The 16,030-nt window shown below is 75.1% G+C and carries 16 protein-coding genes; 10 read left to right on the forward strand and 6 right to left on the reverse strand.

The annotated features are described in order from the left end of the window. Positions 1-3: 3 nt before the first annotated feature. Positions 4-468: a cyclic nucleotide-binding domain-containing protein gene (locus IAG44_RS01580; protein WP_187745329.1), complete on the reverse strand. Its 465-nt coding sequence runs from the start codon at positions 466-468 to the stop codon at positions 4-6. A 248-nt stretch (positions 469-716) separates the two neighbouring features. Between IAG44_RS01580 and IAG44_RS01585 the strand changes: the two genes are divergently transcribed. The 8 genes from IAG44_RS01585 to IAG44_RS01620 all read left to right on the forward strand — a co-directional run bounded on the left by IAG44_RS01585 (position 717) and on the right by IAG44_RS01620 (position 10,386). Next, positions 717-1,331 carry a hypothetical protein gene (locus IAG44_RS01585; RefSeq protein ID WP_187745330.1) on the forward strand — a complete coding sequence of 205 codons (615 nt, stop codon included), beginning with the start codon at positions 717-719 and terminating at the stop codon, positions 1,329-1,331. A 72-nt stretch (positions 1,332-1,403) separates the two neighbouring features. Then, entirely contained in the window at positions 1,404-2,246 is an 843-nt protein-coding gene (locus IAG44_RS01590) for a universal stress protein (protein WP_187745331.1), read from the forward strand. 24 nt (positions 2,247-2,270) lie between these two features. Further along, positions 2,271-3,107 (forward strand): universal stress protein, encoded by an 837-nt coding sequence (locus tag IAG44_RS01595; protein ID WP_187745332.1) that lies wholly within the window; start codon positions 2,271-2,273, stop codon positions 3,105-3,107. An 18-nt stretch (positions 3,108-3,125) separates the two neighbouring features. Beyond that, positions 3,126-5,483: a phosphoketolase family protein gene (locus IAG44_RS01600; protein WP_187745333.1), complete on the forward strand. Its 2,358-nt coding sequence runs from the start codon at positions 3,126-3,128 to the stop codon at positions 5,481-5,483. A gap of 33 nt (positions 5,484-5,516) precedes the next feature. Further along, complete coding sequence (gap, locus tag IAG44_RS01605) at positions 5,517-6,512, forward strand: type I glyceraldehyde-3-phosphate dehydrogenase (protein ID WP_187745334.1); 996 nt, start codon at positions 5,517-5,519, stop codon at positions 6,510-6,512. Between the two features lie 22 nt (positions 6,513-6,534). Further along, positions 6,535-9,231: a bifunctional acetate--CoA ligase family protein/GNAT family N-acetyltransferase gene (locus IAG44_RS01610; RefSeq protein ID WP_187745335.1), complete on the forward strand. Its 2,697-nt coding sequence runs from the start codon at positions 6,535-6,537 to the stop codon at positions 9,229-9,231. Positions 9,232-9,244: 13 nt separating this feature from the next. Then, positions 9,245-9,898: a CBS domain-containing protein gene (locus IAG44_RS01615; RefSeq protein WP_187745336.1), complete on the forward strand. Its 654-nt coding sequence runs from the start codon at positions 9,245-9,247 to the stop codon at positions 9,896-9,898. Then, complete coding sequence (locus IAG44_RS01620) at positions 9,895-10,386, forward strand: flavodoxin domain-containing protein (RefSeq protein WP_187745337.1); 492 nt, start codon at positions 9,895-9,897, stop codon at positions 10,384-10,386. Before IAG44_RS01615 ends, IAG44_RS01620 begins: the two co-directional genes overlap by 4 nt. Positions 10,387-10,397: 11 nt before the next feature. Here IAG44_RS01620 and IAG44_RS01625 read toward each other — a convergent pair whose 3' ends face one another. The 3 genes from IAG44_RS01625 to IAG44_RS01635 form a co-directional block, all read right to left on the reverse strand. Continuing rightward, positions 10,398-11,039, reverse strand: a complete 642-nt coding sequence (locus IAG44_RS01625) for a universal stress protein (RefSeq protein WP_187745338.1) — start codon at positions 11,037-11,039, stop codon at positions 10,398-10,400. Positions 11,040-11,143: 104 nt separating this feature from the next. Next, the gene (locus IAG44_RS01630) at positions 11,144-11,713 is read right to left on the reverse strand and encodes an Rv1733c family protein (protein ID WP_187745339.1); all 570 of its coding nucleotides are present in this window, start codon (positions 11,711-11,713) and stop codon (positions 11,144-11,146) included. Positions 11,714-11,836: 123 nt separating this feature from the next. Beyond that, positions 11,837-12,193, reverse strand: coding sequence for an STAS domain-containing protein (locus tag IAG44_RS01635; RefSeq protein WP_187745340.1), 357 nt, complete (start codon positions 12,191-12,193; stop codon positions 11,837-11,839). Between the two features lie 214 nt (positions 12,194-12,407). Here IAG44_RS01635 and IAG44_RS01640 point away from each other — a divergent pair, with 214 nt between their 5' ends. Continuing rightward, positions 12,408-13,196 (forward strand): universal stress protein, encoded by a 789-nt coding sequence (locus IAG44_RS01640; RefSeq protein WP_187745341.1) that lies wholly within the window; start codon positions 12,408-12,410, stop codon positions 13,194-13,196. Here the strand turns inward: IAG44_RS01640 and IAG44_RS01645 are convergent, their stop codons facing one another. Further along, positions 13,197-13,634, reverse strand: a complete 438-nt coding sequence (locus IAG44_RS01645) for a pyridoxamine 5'-phosphate oxidase family protein (protein WP_187745342.1) — start codon at positions 13,632-13,634, stop codon at positions 13,197-13,199. 98 nt (positions 13,635-13,732) lie between these two features. Next, positions 13,733-14,068 carry a hypothetical protein gene (locus IAG44_RS01650; RefSeq protein WP_187745343.1) on the reverse strand — a complete coding sequence of 112 codons (336 nt, stop codon included), beginning with the start codon at positions 14,066-14,068 and terminating at the stop codon, positions 13,733-13,735. 217 nt (positions 14,069-14,285) lie between these two features. Between IAG44_RS01650 and IAG44_RS01655 the strand changes: the two genes are divergently transcribed. Next, the gene (locus IAG44_RS01655) at positions 14,286-15,977 is read left to right on the forward strand and encodes a sensor histidine kinase (RefSeq protein WP_246561365.1); all 1,692 of its coding nucleotides are present in this window, start codon (positions 14,286-14,288) and stop codon (positions 15,975-15,977) included. Positions 15,978-16,030: the final 53 nt, after the last annotated feature.

A 16,030-nucleotide genomic window follows, 5' to 3' on the forward strand; every position in this document is an offset into this window, starting at 1 on the left:
AGGTCAGATGCGGGTGCCGGCGCCGTAGGGGGCGTACAGGTCGAGGAGCCGGGTGCGGGCGGAGCGCAGGCGGTGGGCCAGGATGCCGCCCACCCACAGGGCGACGGAGTTGCCGAGCGCCGGGTCGTCCTGGCACAGCGAGCGCACGGCGACGCCGTCGAACTCGTAGGCCCGCACCAGGGTCGTGGCCTCGGCGCCGAGGTGCCAGGCGTGAGGTCCCAGCAGCCAGGACCAGCCGACGAGTTCGTCGTGTCCCAGGTTCTCGATGACGGCGGCCCGGCGGCCCGGCACCTTCATGTCGAGTTCGACGCGTCCGGTGCGGATGACCCAGAACCGGTCGGCCCGCCCGCCCTCTTCGAAGATCCGGGTGCCCGGCGGGAAGGACACCTCGCTCGCGAGGCGCATCAGCCGGTGCCGGTGCTCGGCCGGGAGGGCGCGCAGCATGCTCGGGGTGGGGGCGGCGTTCATGGCGTGTCCTCCCGGTGCGGGGGCGTACGACGGGCTGCTGCCAGCGTGTGCCCGCCCCGCGCGGCGCGGCCATGGGCCGTTCGGTCCGCCGGCGCGCCGACCGGCACCCTCCCCGGACGGCGGCCCGGGTCAGGGCCGTTCGGCCCTGCGCGGGGCGACCTTCGGCATCCGGCGCCGGGCGCCGGCCCTGACGAGAGTGAGGTGTGTCAGGCAACGGCCTGCCCCGTCCCCGAAGGGAAACCACCGCCATGTCCGTGCACGAACACCCCCACCGCAGCTCCGGGTTCCACCTGCCGTCCTTCCGTGCCCGCCTGGCCCCGGCCACGGGTGAGGCGGTGCGCGCGCACACCGCGGCGGCGTACGCGTTCGCCTCCCTGCGGCTGCTCACCGGGTTCGTCTTCCTGTGGGCGTTCCTCGACAAGACCTTCGGTTTCGGTTACGCCACCGCCTCCGGCAAGGGATGGGTCGACGGCGGTTCACCCACCCGGGGCTTCCTGTCCCGTGTCTCGGCCGGTCCGATGGAGTCGACGTTCCACTCCTGGGCCGGGGACACCTGGGCGGACTGGCTGTTCATGCTCGGCCTGCTCGGCATCGGCCTCGCCCTCGTCGCGGGGGTCGCGCTGCGGATCGCCGCCGTCGCGGGCGCCGCGCTGATGGCGTTCATGTGGATCGCCGAGTGGCCGCCGGCCAAGCACCTCTCGGACGGCTCGGCCAGCATGTCGACCAACCCGTTCGCCGACTACCACCTGGTCTACGCGGTCGTCCTGATCGTGCTGGCCGTCGTCGCGGCGGGCGACGCGCTGGGCCTCGGACGGCTGTGGGCCCGGCTGCCCCTCGTGCGCGACCACGCCTGGCTGCGCTGACTCCCGGACGCGCGGTGGGCCCGCTCCCTCGGTCCACCGCGCTCCCAACCCCCTTTCCCGGAGGTGGAAGACATGCTGCGTTCGATCACCGTGGGCCTCGACGGCTCACCCGAGAGCCTGGCGGCGGCCGAGTGGGCGGCCTGCGAGGCCGTGTCGCTCGGTCTGCCGCTGACGCTCCTGCAGGTCGGGGAGCCGGTCCCCGCGCCGGTGCCGGGCCCCGAGACCTACCGGCGGTGGACCGACCACGTCCCCCGTCAGACCGCCCTCGGTCTGCGGCTGCGCCACCCCGGCGTGCGGGTGCGCGGCGAACACGTCACCGGCTCGCCCGCCGACGTCCTGTCGCACGCCTCGAAGGACGCCGAACTCCTCGTCCTCGGCTCCCGCGGGCCGGGCGGGATCGGCGGCTTCGTGACCGGTTCCGTCGGCCTGGGCGTGCTGGCCCACGCCCAGCGTCCCGTGGTGTTCGTCAGGGCCCGCAGGCCGCACGAGGGGCGGCCGGTCGTGCTGGGCCTGGACACCGATCACCCGGACAGCGCGCTCATGGACTTCGCCTTCGACTCCGCCGCCCGGCGCGGCACGCCCCTGCTGATCCTGCACGCCTGGAGCCCGGCGCCGTACCTCGCGTACGCGACCCTCGACGACCCGCCCCTGCGCGCCTCCCTCGCGCGGGGCGACGCCGAGGAGCTGGCCGACGTGGTGCGGCCCTGGCGGCAGAAGTTCCCCGACGTCGAGGTCGCCGAGGAGTCCCGGTACGGCAGCGCCGCCGCGCACCTCGTGGCCGCCGCGCGTGAGGCGTCGCTGGTGGTCGTGGGCCGCCGGGGGCGGCGCGGTCCTTTCGGCACCCACATCGGGCACGTCACGTACGCCGCCCTGCACCACTCCCCCGCCCCCGTCGCCGTCGTGTCCCACGGCTGACCGCCCCCCCCAAGGAGAACCCCCATGGAGACAACACCCGTCCGCCCCTGGTGCGGGGTGGTGAGGGCGGTGCGGGAGCCGGTCGTCGTCGGTGTCGACGGCTCCGAGGCGAGCCTGCGGGCCGTGGACTGGGCGGCGGACGAGGCGGCCCTGCGCGGGGCGCCGCTGCGCCTGGTGCACGCCTCGCTGTGGAACGACCACCAGGAGGACGGCTGGGGCTACGACTGCCGTCTCCTGGAATCCGCCGCCCGGCGTGCTCACCGCCGTGACCCCCGGGTGCGGATCTCCACCGAGGTCGCGGGCGAGCGGGCCGAGCGCGCGCTGCTGCGGGCCGGGGAGAGCGCCGCCGTGCTGGTGCTGGGCACCCGGGACCGCGCCGACCTCACCGGACGGCTGCTGGGCTCGCTGAGCCTGGCCGTGGCCGCCCGCGCCGACTGCCCCGTGATCGTCGTGCGGGACGGCCACCACGCCCCGGAGCACGGCAGGATCGTCGTCGGCGTCGGTGGTCCGGCGGCGGTGCGCTTCGCCCTGCGCGAGGCCGAGGTGCGTGACGCGGAGCTGGAGGCCGTCCGGACGTGGCGGTCCCCGGCGCGGCCGGGCGCCGGGCGGCCGGCGGGCGCGTCGCCCGAGCGGCGTGCCGCGCAGGCGCTGGAGCGGGCGCTGCGGCACGCGCCCGAGCGGCTGCGGATCCGGCGCCGCACCGCCGAGGGCAGCGCCCGCAACCTCCTCGTGTCCGCCTCCCGCGGGGCTGATCTCGTGGTCGTGGGCACCCGGTCCGGTGCCGGGCGGCTGGGTCAGGTGACCCGCCGGGTCCTGCGCCACTCCGCCTGTCCGGTCGCTGTCGTACCCGAGCGCCACTGAAACCCCCTGGAGCATCCGATGTCCCACCTGTCCGACGACGAACTGCGTACCCTCGACGCCCACTGGCGGGCCGCCAACTACCTCTCCGCCGGCCAGATCTACCTCCTGGCCAACCCCCTGCTGACCGAACCCCTCAGGCCCGAGCACATCAAGCCCCGGCTGCTGGGCCACTGGGGCACCTCGCCCGGCCTGACCCTCGTGTACACGCACCTCAACCGCGTCATCAAGGCGCGCGGTCTGGACGCGCTGTGCGTGTGGGGGCCGGGGCACGGGGGCCCGGCGGTGCTGGCGGGCTCCTGGCTGGAGGGCAGCTACGGCGAGACCTATCCCGACGTCTCCCGCGACGCGGCCGGCATGGAGCGCCTGTTCCGGCAGTTCTCCTTCCCGGGCGGGGTGCCGAGCCACGTCGCCCCGGAGACGCCGGGCTCGATCCACGAGGGCGGCGAGCTGGGCTACTCCCTCGCCCACGCCTACGGCGCCGCCTTCGACAACCCCGGTCTGCTGGTCGCGTGCGTGATCGGCGACGGTGAGGCGGAGACCGGTCCGCTGGCCGGGTCGTGGCACGCGAACAAGTTCCTCGACCCGGCGCACGACGGCGCCGTCCTGCCGATCCTCCACCTCAACGGCTACAAGATCGCCAACCCGACGGTGCTGTCGCGGCTGCCCGAGTCCGAACTCGACGACCTGCTGCGCGGCTACGGCCACCAGCCGATCCACGTCACCGGCGACGACCCGGCCGCCGTCCACCAGGCCCTGGCCGCGGCCATGGACGACGCCCTCGACCGCATCGCGATCATGCAGGAGACGGCCCGTGAGGGCGGCGTCACCGAGCGCGTGCACTGGCCGGTGATCGTCCTGCGCACCCCCAAGGGCTGGACCGGTCCCGCCGAGGTGGACGGCGAGCCCGTCGAGGGCACCTGGCGCGCCCACCAGGTCCCGCTGGCCGGCGTCCGGGAGAACCCCGAGCACCTGCGGCAGCTGGAGGCGTGGCTGCGTTCCTACCGGCCGGACGAGCTGTTCGGTTCCGACGGCCGCCCCACCGCCGACGTTCTCGCCTGCGTCCCGGAGGGCACCCGACGACTCGGCGCCAATCCCCACGCCAACGGCGGCCTTCTCACACGCGAACTGCCCCTGCCCGACCTGGACGAATTCGCCGTCCCCGTCGACAAACCCGGCACCACCCTCCATGAACCCACGCGCGTGCTCGGTGACTTGCTCGCCCGCGTCATGCACGACACACGGCTGCGCCGGGACTTCCGCATCGTGGGACCCGACGAGACGGCTTCCAACCGCCTCCAGGCCGTCTTCGGCGCCAGCGGCAAGGCGTGGCAGGCCGCGCTGCTTCCGGTGGACGAGCATCTGGAGCGGCACGGGCGGGTGCTGGAGATCCTTTCCGAACACCTGTGCCAGGGCTGGCTGGAGGGGTATCTGCTGACCGGGCGGCACGGGCTGTTCTCCTGCTACGAGGCGTTCGTGCACATCGTCGACTCGATGGTCAACCAGCACATCAAGTGGCTGAAGACGTCGCGGGAGCTGCCCTGGCGGGCGCCGATCGCCTCGTTGAACTACCTGCTGACGTCGCACGTGTGGCGCCAGGACCACAACGGCTTCTCCCACCAGGACCCGGGTTTCGTGGACCACGTCCTCAACAAGAGCCCCGAGGTCGTGCGGGTGTACCTGCCGCCGGACGCCAACACGCTGCTGTCGGTGGCCGACCACGCGCTGCGCAGCCGTGACCACGTCAACGTGATCGTGGCGGGCAAGCAGCCCTGCTTCGACTGGCTGTCGCTGGACCAGGCCCGCGCCCACTGCGCGCGCGGCGCCGGGATCTGGGACTGGGCGGGCACGGAGAGCGGGGGCGCGCCGGACGTCGTGCTCGCCTGCGCGGGCGACGTGCCGACCCAGGAGGTGCTGGCCGCCGCCCAGTTGCTGCGCCGGCACCTGCCCTCCCTGGCCGTGCGGGTGGTCAACGTGGTCGACATGACGCGCCTGCTGCCGCGCGAGGAACACCCGCACGGGATGAGCGACTTCGAGTACGACGGCCTGTTCACCGCGGACCGGCCGGTGATCTTCGCCTACCACGGCTACCCCTGGCTCATCCACCGCCTCGCCTACCGGCGCACCGGCCACGCCCAGCTGCATGTGCGCGGCTACAAGGAGTCGGGGACCACGACCACGCCCTTCGACATGGTCGTCCGCAACGACCTCGACCGCTTCCGCCTGGTCATGGACGTCATCGACCGCGTCCCCGGCCTCGCCGTGCGCGCGGCGGCCGTGCGCCAGCAGATGGCCGACGCCCGCACCCGCCACCACGCCTGGATCCGCGAGCACGGCACCGACCTGCCGGAGATCGCGGACTGGACCTGGACCGCCTGAGCATCCACGACCCGAGTGAAGGAGTTCACCGTCATGACCGTACGTGTCGGTATCAACGGCTTCGGCCGGATCGGCCGCACCTATCTGCGCGCGGCTCTGGAGCGCGGTGAGGGTGTCGAGGTCGTCGCCGTCAACGACGTCGCCCCCGCCGCCACCCTGGCCCATCTCCTGGAGTTCGACTCGACGTTCGGGCGTCTGGGGCGGGAGGTGCGGCACGACGAAGGGTCGGTCACCGTGGACGGCCGGCGCATCGCCGTCACCGCCGAACGCGATCCGGCCGCGCTGCGCTGGGGAGAGCTGGGCGTCGACGTCGTGATCGAGTCCACCGGCCGTTTCCGCGACCGTGACTCGGCCGCCCTGCACCTGAAGGCGGGGGCCCGCAGCGTGCTGCTGTCCGCGCCGGGCAAGGGCGTGGACGCGACCTTGGTGGTCGGTGTCAACCACACCGCCTTCGACCGTGCGCACGACCGGATCGTGTCGGCCGCGTCCTGCACCACCAACTGTGTCGCGCCGATGGTGAAGGTCCTCGACGACGCGTTCGGCGTCGAGCGCGGGATGCTCACCACCGTGCACGGCTACACCAACGACCAGGCGTTGATCGACGGCCCGCACAAGGACCTGCGCCGGGCCCGTTCCGCCGCCCTCAGCATCATCCCGACCGGCACGGGTGCCGCCCGCGCGGTGGGCCTGGTGCTGCCGGAGCTCGCCGGGACGCTGGACGGGATCGCGGTGCGGGTGCCGGTGGAGGACGGCTCGCTCACCGACCTGACGGTGGTCCTGAACCGTCCGGTGACGCGGGACGAGGTCAACGAGGCGTTCGAGGCGGCGGCCGAGGGCCCGCTGCGCGGCGTCCTGCGGGTCTCGCACGCCCCGATCGTCTCCCGCGACGTGATCGGCGACCCCGCCTCCTGTGTCTTCGACCCGGCGCTGACCCAGGTGGGCGGCACGCTGGCGAAGGTCTTCGGCTGGTACGACAACGAGTGGGGCTACACCAACCGGCTGCTGGACCTCACCCTCCTGATGGCCTGACCGTTCCCGAAGGAGTGCTCCGATGACGGACGACCTGCTCGACCGTGCCCCCGCGCACGTGCTGCTCGCGGACGGCACCACCGCGTGCGTGAGGCCCGTGCTCCCCGGCGACCACGACCAGGTGGAGGGGCTGTACGAGGAGATGTCGCCGGAGAACCTGCGGCTGAGGTTCTTCTCCCCGTGCCGGCGTTCGGCCGCCCTGGCCGCCGACCGGGCCTGCGCGCCGGCCCGCCCCGGCTACCGGGCCCTGCTCGCCGAGGTGCGCGGGCAGGTCCTCGGGATCGCCGAGTACGACACCGGCGGGGACGGTGACCGGGCGGAGATCTCGATCGCCGTCGCCGAGGGGATCCACGGCCGGGGTGTGGGGACCCTGCTCGTCGAGCACCTGGTGTCGGCGGCCCGCGCGGACGGGGTCACGGTCTTCACGGCGGACGCGCTCAGCGAGAACCGTGAGGTGCTGCGGCTCTTCGCCGACCTGGGCCTGCGCACCTCGCGCCGGTTCGAGGGCCCCGAGGTGCGGTGCGTGATCCGGCTGGACGAGGACGACGCCTATCTGAGGGCCGTCGAGGAGCGCGGCAGGCGCGCCGACGTGGCGAGTCTGCGTCCGCTGCTGCGCCCCCGGGCGGTCGCCGTCGTCGGTGCGGGGCGCACCCCGGGCTCGGTGGGCCGGGCGGTCCTGCACCACCTGCACACCGGCGGTTTCGCGCACCGCCTGTTCGCCGTGAACCCGAGCGTGACCTCGGTCCTCGGCGTGCCGTCGTACCCGGCGGTGAGCGTCCTGCCGCAGCCTCCCGACCTGGTGGTCGTGGCGGTGCCCGCGGCGGCGGTCGCGGCGACGGCCGAGGAGTGCGGCAAGGCCGGGGTGCGGGCGCTCGTCGTGGTCTCCTCGGGGCTGGACGCCGACCAGGCCAGGGGTCTGCTGGCGGCCTGCCGGACGTACGGGATGCGGCTGGTGGGGCCCAACTGCCTGGGTGTCGTCAACGCCGATCCCGCGCTGTGCCTCGACGCCACGTTCGCCGCCCGCCACCCGCTGCCCGGGGCCGCCGGGATCGCGGTGCAGTCCGGCGGGGTGGGCATCGCGCTGCTCGACGGGATGTCGCGGCTGGGCATCGGGGTGTCGTCGTTCGTGTCGCTGGGCGACAAGTACGACGTCAGCGGCAACGACCTGCTCCAGTGGTGGGAGGACGACGGACGTACCGCCCTGGCCGTGCTGCACCTGGAGTCCTTCGGGAACCCGCGCGCGTTCTCCCGCACCGCCCGCCGGGTCACCCGCCGGATCCCGGTGCTGACGGTGGACGCGGGGCGCACCGAGGCGGGCCGGCGGGCCGCCGCCTCGCACACCGCCGCCGCGGCCACGCCCACCATGACCCGGCAGGCGCTGTTCACCCAGGCCGGGATCACGGCGACCCGCTCGGTCGGCGAACTTCTGGAGACCGCGGCCCTGCTGTACTCCCAGCCGCTGCCCGAGGGGGCGCGGGTGGCGGTCGTCACCAACGCGGGCGGGGCCGGGGTGCTGGCCGCCGACGCCTGTGTGGAGGCGGGGCTCGTCCTGCCGTCCCTGTCCGGGGCCGTGCTCGAAGGGCTGCCGCGGGGCGTCGCGGCCGGGAACCCGGTCGACGCCACGGCCGCGGTGTCGGAGGCCCAGCTGGCCGAGTGCGTCGAGCGGGTCCTGGCGTCCGGGGGCGTCGACGCCGTGCTGGTCGCCCTGGTGCCGACCGCCGTGGCCGCCGCGACCGGCGACGACCTGGTCCGTGCCCTCACCTCGGGGCCGGGCCGCCGGGCCAAGCCGGTGCTCGCCGTGCGTCTGGAACAGGACGTGCCGGTCAGGCTGCTGCCCGCCGCCGGCGGCGGCACCGTCCCGTCGTACGCCGAACCGCAGGCGGCGGCCCGCGCGCTGGCCCACGCGGCCGGCCGGGCGGCCTGGCTGGCGCGGCCCGCCGGTGTCGTGCCGGAGCTGGACGACGTCGGCGCGGCGGACACCGCGCGGGCGCACGGTGTGGTCGACGCGTGGCTGGCCGCGCATCCGGACGGGGGCTGGCTCGACCCGCGGACCTGCGCCGATCTCCTGGCTTGCTACGGCGTGCCGCTGATCCCGTGGGCCTGGGCCGAGACGGAGGACGAGGCGGTGTGCGCGGCGGAGCGGCTGCGCGGGGCCGACGGGCGGGTGGTCCTGAAGGCGCACTGGCCGGGGCTGGTCCACAAGAGCGCGCAGGGGGCCGTCCGGCTCGACCTGCGCGGCGACCGCCAGGTGCGGGCCGCCTTCCGGGAGCTGGCGGAGCGTTTCGACGGGCAGCTGACCGGCGTGCTGGTGCAGGCGCTGGCCGGCCGGGGCACCGAGCTGTTCGCGGGCGTCGTCCAGGACGGGGTCTTCGGCCCGCTCGTCCTGTTCGGCCTCGGCGGGACGGCCACGGACGTACTCGCCGACCACGCGGCGCGGCTCGCCCCACTCACCGACCACGACGTGCACGACCTGATGACGTCGCCGCGCTGCGCGCCGCTGCTGTTCGGCACGGACGGCGAGGGCCCGGTGGCGCTGGAGGAGCTGGAACGGCTGCTCCAGCGGCTGTCGCGGATGGCGGCCGACCTGCCGCGGCTCGTGGAGGCCGACCTGAACCCGGTCCTCGCCACGCCGGACGGCGTGACCGCTCTCGACGCCCGGATCCGGCTGCTGCCGCACCGGGCCCACGACCCCTTCCTGCGCCGGCTGCGCGGGGACTGAGGAGGCATCGGAGATGAACGACGGAAAAGTGGGCTCCGTGATGACGGCGGACGTCGTCCACGCCCTGCCCGGCACCCCGTTCAAGGAGGTCGCGCGGCTGCTCGCCGACCACCGGATCAGCGGGCTGCCGGTACTGGACGACGACGACAAGGTTCTCGGGGTGGTCTCCGAGACGGACCTGATGGCACGCCAGGCGGCTCCGGGGCCGGAGCGTCCGGCGCGGCGTACCCGGGCGAAGCGTCGGCAGGCCACCAAGGTGGCCGCTCGCACCGCCGGGCAGCTGATGTCCGGGCCCGCGGTCACCGTGCACGCCGACGACACCATCGCCGAGGCCGCCCGCACCATGGCGGAGCGGCATGTCGCGCGGCTGCCCGTCGTCGACGTGGAGGAGCGGCTGGTCGGCATCGTCACCCGGGGCGACCTGCTGCGGGTGTTCCTGCTGCCCGACGCGCAGTTGCGTGCCCAGGTGATCGAGCAGGTCCTGACACGGGGTCTGTGGCTGCCGGCGGGCTGCGTCGAGGTCTTCGTGACGGAGGGGGTCGTCACGCTCAGCGGACACCTGGACAACCCGGGTGACCGGGAGATCGCCGTCTCCATGACCCGGCGCCTCGACGGCGTCGTCGATGTCGTGGACCGGCTCCATGTGCGCCGGGGAGGTGCGTCATGACCGTGTTGATCGTCTACGGCACCACCAACGGGTCGACGGCGCGCATCGCCGAGGCGGTCGCCGCCGGCCTGCGTGAGCGCGGTCTGGCCGTCGAGACCCGCGCCGCCGGTTCCGTGACCGACGTGACGCGGTACGAGGCCGTCGTGGTCGGCGGCGCGCTGTATGCCGGGCGCTGGCACCGTGACGCGCGCCGTTTCGTGCGCCGGCACCGGTGGGCCCTCGTGCGGCGGCCCCTGTGGCTCTTCAGCAGCGGGCCGCTGGACGCCTCCGCCGGTGAGCGGGACATTCCGCCCGTGCGTGGGGTGCGGCGCGCGATGGTCTCGCTGGACGCGCGCGGGCACGTCACCTTCGGCGGCTGTCTGGAGGAGGGGGCCCGGGGCTGGGTGGCCGGGCGGATCCTGGCCGCCGGGAAGGGCGGGGACTTCCGGGACTTCGACGCGGTCGGGGCGTGGGCCGGGCGGGTCGCGGAGGAACTGGCGGCCGACTGACCGCCGTGTGGTCAGCCGCTGTGCCGTGGCACGACCGCGACCGGGCAGCCGGCCTCCCACAGCAGGGCCCGCACGGCCTGGCCGGGCGGGCCGGCGACCACGATCAGGGCGGCGTGGGCACGGTGGTGGAGCAGGGCATCGGCCTGGGTGAACAGGAGGACGTCCGCCAGGACGGGGACGTCCGGGTAGGCCGCGCGCCAGGGCCGCAGCGCGTCGGACAGGAGCTGCACCTCGTGGTCCTCCCAGGTCGCGCGGTCCTCCTCCGGGACGCCGAAGGGCATCCGGGCGGCCTCGGGAGGCAGGGTCCAGGCGTGGACGGCGCGCAGGCGCGTACCCCTCAGGCGGGCGCTGTCGAAGGCGAAGCGCAGGGCGGTGTCCGAGGGGGCGCGGGCGTCGACGCCGAGGACGACGTCGGTGCGGAGGGGGGTGGCTGCGGGGACGTCGGGGATCAGGACGACCGGGCCGGGTGCGGTGGCGGCGAGGGGGACGGCGTGGGGGCCGCCGACGGTCACGGCGGCGTCCGGCGCGGGCTCGTCCCGCACCCGCAGGGGCAGCCCGCGCAGGCGGGCCTCGTGTGCGGCCCACTCGGCGGCCCGGCCGGTGCCGGGAGTGCCGGGGGCACCGGGGTGTGCGAGGACGATCACGGATTCCATCGGACTTCCTGCCTTCTGTCACACGACTGGGTGCTCCGCGGCGGCGCACGGCGCCGTTCGGGGCGCGGCCCCCGTCCCCGTTCTTCTGTGTTCTTCTGTTCTCCTCACCCGGTCCGGTGTCCCCACCGCGGCCCGACAACGTCCCACTCACGCCCCCATCCGTCGATCCGCCGCCGGTCGAGCTGCCGGCGGGCGGCGCGTCCCGCGCCGTACAGGGCCCCGGCGAGGGCGCAGGCGGCGCCGGCGCCCAGGGTCGCGGACTCGATGCCGGCCTCCAGGGCGTCCGGGGGCTCGGTCTTCAGCCGGCCTCGGGTGTCCTGCCAGACCACGACCTTCGTCCCGGCCCGCTGCCCGGCGTCGGCCAGGGTCCGGCCGGTGCGGGTGGAGCCGTCGGGCGCGGACCAGCGGACCTCGGCAGAGCGGCGGCCTCCCGCCGGCCCGCCCTTGGCGGTGCTCTCGGGCACGTCGTCGAGGAGGACGGCCTGTGCGGGACGCCGCTCGGCCCGCTGCCGTGCGAACGTCTCGTCGGCGGCGTGGGCGGTCACCGTGCCGACGGCGGTGCCGGCCACGGCGATCAGCAGCCAGACGGCCAGGACGAGCCATGCCTCGGCGATGTCGTCGGGGCGCCGCAGCGGGTTGCTCCGCCACCGCCACAGCCGTTTCCTCGCGCGCATCGGTCCGCACCTCCCGGGGGTCGTGACGTCATGTCGACGGTGGCAGCCCGGGGCGGTCCCGTGCAGGGGCCGGACAGGTGCCCCGGCGGGCCGACTCGCCCTGCCGGAAGGGCCGTTCAGCCCTCACCGGGCCGCCGTCGCGGCCGGCTGCGGGATCACCTCGAACGCGCCCGCCAGTCCGGCGTGCCGCAGCAGCCGTGTGAACCCGGCGCCGGGACCGGCCAGCCGCAGCCGCCCGCCGCCGGCCAGTACCCGGCCGCGTGCCCGGCACAGCAGGCCGAGGCCGCAGCAGTCGACGAAGGTGACGGGCCGCAGGTCCAGCACCACGTCGGGGCGCGGGCCGCAGGTCAGGTCGTCGAGGGCGGGTCCGAGGGCGATGACCGCCAGGAGGTCCAGGTCGCCGCCGAGCGTGACGACGGTCGTGCCGTCGTCGGTCCGCGCCGTGCGCAGCGTCGCGGACCTCGTGTGCTTGTCGTCCATGCCCCTCAGCCAAGCCCGCCGGGCACGCGGGCGGTAAGGGCCGTTCGAACCACGCGCGCCGTGTTCGAGCGGGCCCGAACGGCCCCGGCGGCACCCGCCGCCCGGTACGGCCGATCCCTGGTGGGACCGACGGTCCCCGGTGCGGGACCTGTGGCCCCTGCTGCCGGGTGCGGCGCGGGGCCAGGGTGGGGGCATCCCGTCGAAGGAGGCCCCCGTGTCCCGTCCCGTCACCGTCGGTCTCGACGGTTCGTCCGAAAGCCTCGCGGCGGCCGAGTGGGGCGCCGGGGAGGCGCCGGCGTGCGGCGCGCCGCTGCGGCTCGTCCATGTGGGGGATCAACCGCCGTACGGCTTCGTGCCGTTCGCGGGCGAGGCGATCCCCGCGCCGGGGGCCGACCGGCGGGAGCCGATGCTGCGTGAGGTCGCCGCCCGGCTGGCCCACGGCCGTCCGGGGCTGCGGGTCGGGACCGGGCAGGTTCCGGGGCGGCCGGTGCCGGTGCTGGTCGGGGAGGCGGACGCGGCCGAGGTGCTGGTGCTCGGTTCGCGAGGGCTGGGCAGGGCGGCGGGGTTCCTGCTCGGTTCCGTCGCGTCGGGGGTGGCCGCCCGGTCCCGGCGGCCGGTCGTCCTGGTCCGGTCCGGGCAGCCGGGCCGGGCCGGTGAGGTGGTGGTGGGGATCGATCTCTCCGGCGTGGACGACGGCGTCCTCGGGTTCGCGTTCGCCGCGGCGGCCCGCCGCGGCGAAGGTCTGCGGGTCGTGCACGGCCGGCGGCGGGCGTCGGGCCCGGACGGGCCGGAGCACGCGCTCGCCCCGTGGCGGACGAAGTTCCCCGGCGTCGAGGTGGCCTGCGAACCGGTGGTCGGCGAGGCCGGGTCCCATCTCGTGGACATGTCGGGCGGGGCGTGCCTGGTGGTCGTCGGGCGGCGCGGCGAGGGCGCCCTGGGGCCCGTGGCGCACGCGGTGCTGCGGCACGCCGCCGCTCCGGTCGCGGTCGTGCCGCACGGCTGATCAGGCGGCGACGAGGCGGACGCCGGTCACCAGGGTCGGGTGGATGCGGATCGCGTGTTCCATGGTCCGGTCCACCCAGGGGCGCAACAGCGCGTCGTAGCGGGCGCGTTCGCCGGGGTCGGTGACCAGGCGGGCGTAGCCGGTGACGACGACGCTCCAGCCGAGGTGGGTCACGGGGTCGATGTCGTCGGCCTCGTAGGCGACCACGACACCGTCGCCCTCGCCCTGGCCGGCGCGCAGGGTGAGGGCCGCGCGCTCGTGGGTGCGGATGACGAGGTCGCCGTCGACGAGGACGTGGTTGACCGGGCGGACGGTCGGCAGCGCCTGCCGGGTGAAGACGACGCGCCCGAGGGACACGCTCCCGAGCAGTGCGAGTGCTTCGGCGTGACCGAGGTCCACGCTTCTGCGTGCCGGGGCGGGGGTGGCGTCGTCGGTCATCGTTGTCCGTGAGTCGGTGGAGGGAGCGGCACCAGTGTGCCCGCGGAGCGGCCCCGGCGCTGGTGCCATTGGTCCCGGCTCCGGGGCCGGTCGGCCCTTCATGTCCCGGCGTCCGTGCGCCACGGGGGCGGGGTGTGCGTCCTGGGGCGGGCGGCCCGTGCCGTCACCTGGTCCGCCAGCCGGGCGGCGGCCTGCCAGGCGGTGGCCGCCGTCACGTGGACGACCGTGAAGGACCCGGCGACCAGGAGTACGGCGGTCACCGACCAGGGCCGGTCGGTCCGGGAGACCTTCGCCCTGCTGACGGTCAGTGTGCCCTCGGCGGCCGGGGCGCCGGCGCGTGCGCAGGCCGCGTCGAGCTTCGCGAGGACATGGGCGACGGCTTCCTCGCCCACCTCGCCCCGGGTCCGCACCCTCAGGCCGTCACGTGTCGTCATGTTCGTCGCCCCTTCTGGTCGCCGTGGGTTTCGTGCGGTTCCAGCGTCCTGCGGCGGACGGCGGTGGCGCAGGTGCCGTCGGTCCCGGTCCCGAGGCCGGTCGGCCCTGCCCTCGGAGGTGGACGACTTGGCCCGTTCTCGGTGTCCTGCCAGGGCATCGCCCACTACCGTGGGCCCTGACCGGATGAGCCGGGTGCGCGGATGTCGAGGAGTGCGGGTGGGAAGTCCCGAGGAGGCCCGGGTACGGTTGCCTCAGCTGCGGCTGGACGAGTTGCTGGAGGAGCTGCAGGCACGGCTGGACGCCGCCCGGGGCACCCGGGACCGGGTGCACAGCCTGTTGGAGGCGGTGCTGTCGGTCGGCCGGGAACTCGACCTGGAACAGGCCCTGTTCAGCATCGTCGAGGCGGCGGCGGCCCTGGTGGACGCCGAGTACGCGGCGCTCGGTGTGATCGGCCCCGACGGCCGGCGGCTGTCGGCGTTCCACACGATCGGGGTGAGCGCGGAGCAGATCGCGAGGATCGGCCCGTATCCGGAGGGGCACGGCATCCTGGGCGAGCTGATCCACCACCCGGAGCCGCTGCGCCTGGCGAAGATCTCCGACCACCCCGCCTCCTACGGTTTCCCGCCGCACCATCCGCCCATGAACACCTTCCTCGGTGTCCCGATCCGGGTGCGTGAGCAGGTGTTCGGGAATCTCTACCTGACCGAGAAGCGCGGCGGCGCCCAGTTCGACGAGGAGGACGTCTCCGTGACGGCGACCCTCGCGGTCGCGGCCGGGGTGGCGATCGACAACGCCCGGCTGTACGCGGAGTCCCGGCTGCGGGAGCGCTGGCTGGGGGCGAACACGGAGATCACGCACCGGCTGATGTCGGGCGGCGGGCAGAGCGAGGTGCTGGGGCTGATCGCCGAGCGGGCCCGTGACATCACGGGGTCCGCGCTGGCCGTCGTCGCCATGCCGATGGAGGACACCGGGTCGTTCACCGTGGAGCTGGCGCTGGGGCGGGAGGCCGATGCCCTGCGCGGTCTCGTGCTGCCCGCCGAGGGGGGTCCGATCGGTGCCGCGTTCACCCGGGGAGCGGCCGTCACCAGCGCGGAGCGGCTGTCGCTGGTGCCGTCGCTCGGCCCGTCGGTGGCGGTGCCCGTCGGGACCGGCGCCGACGGGGTGCGCGGGGTGCTGCTGCTGGTCCGGGAGGCGGGCCGGGTGGCGTTCACGGACAAGGAGATCGAACCCCTCCAGGTCTTCGCCGCGCAGGCGGCCATCGCGATGGAGCTGGCCGAGCGGCGGCGCGACGCCGAGGAGATCGCCGTCCTCAAGGACCGGGACCGGATCGCCCGCGACCTGCACGACCTCGCCATCCAACGCCTCTTCGCGACGGGGATGACCCTCCAGAGCGCCGGCCGGTTCATCGAGCACTCCGAGGCGTCGGAGCGGGTGCTGCGGGCGGTGGACGACCTCGACGAGACCATCAAGCTGATCCGTTCGACGATCTTCGGCCTCCAGACCCGGGAGGGCACCACCGGCACCGGTCTGCGCGCCCGCGCGGTCCGGGTGGCCGGCGAGGCCGCTGTGGCGCTCGGGTTCGCGCCGGGTTTCCGCATGGAGGGGCTGATCGACACGGACGTCCCGAAGGAGGTCGCGGACCATGTGGTCGCGGTGCTGTCCGAGGCCCTGACGAACGTCGCCCGGCACGCCCGCGCCACCGGCGCCGAGGTCTCCCTGGCCACCGACGGGCGCGAGCTGGTCCTCACCGTCCGCGACGACGGCGTCGGCATCCCGGCACAGGGGCGGCGCAGCGGGCTGCGGAACATGGCGGAGCGGGCGCGGGAGCTCGGCGGGCGGCTGGAGTGGGAGTGCCCGGACGGGGGCGGGACGACGCTGGTGTGGCGGGTGCCGGTGAGCGCCGCGTAGCGTGCCGGGGCCGACCGGCCCCCGGGGCAGGGACGGTCGGCTCACTGCCGCGC

It is taken from the genome of Streptomyces roseirectus, from assembly GCF_014489635.1.
GTDB lineage: Bacteria > Actinomycetota > Actinomycetes > Streptomycetales > Streptomycetaceae > Streptomyces > Streptomyces roseirectus.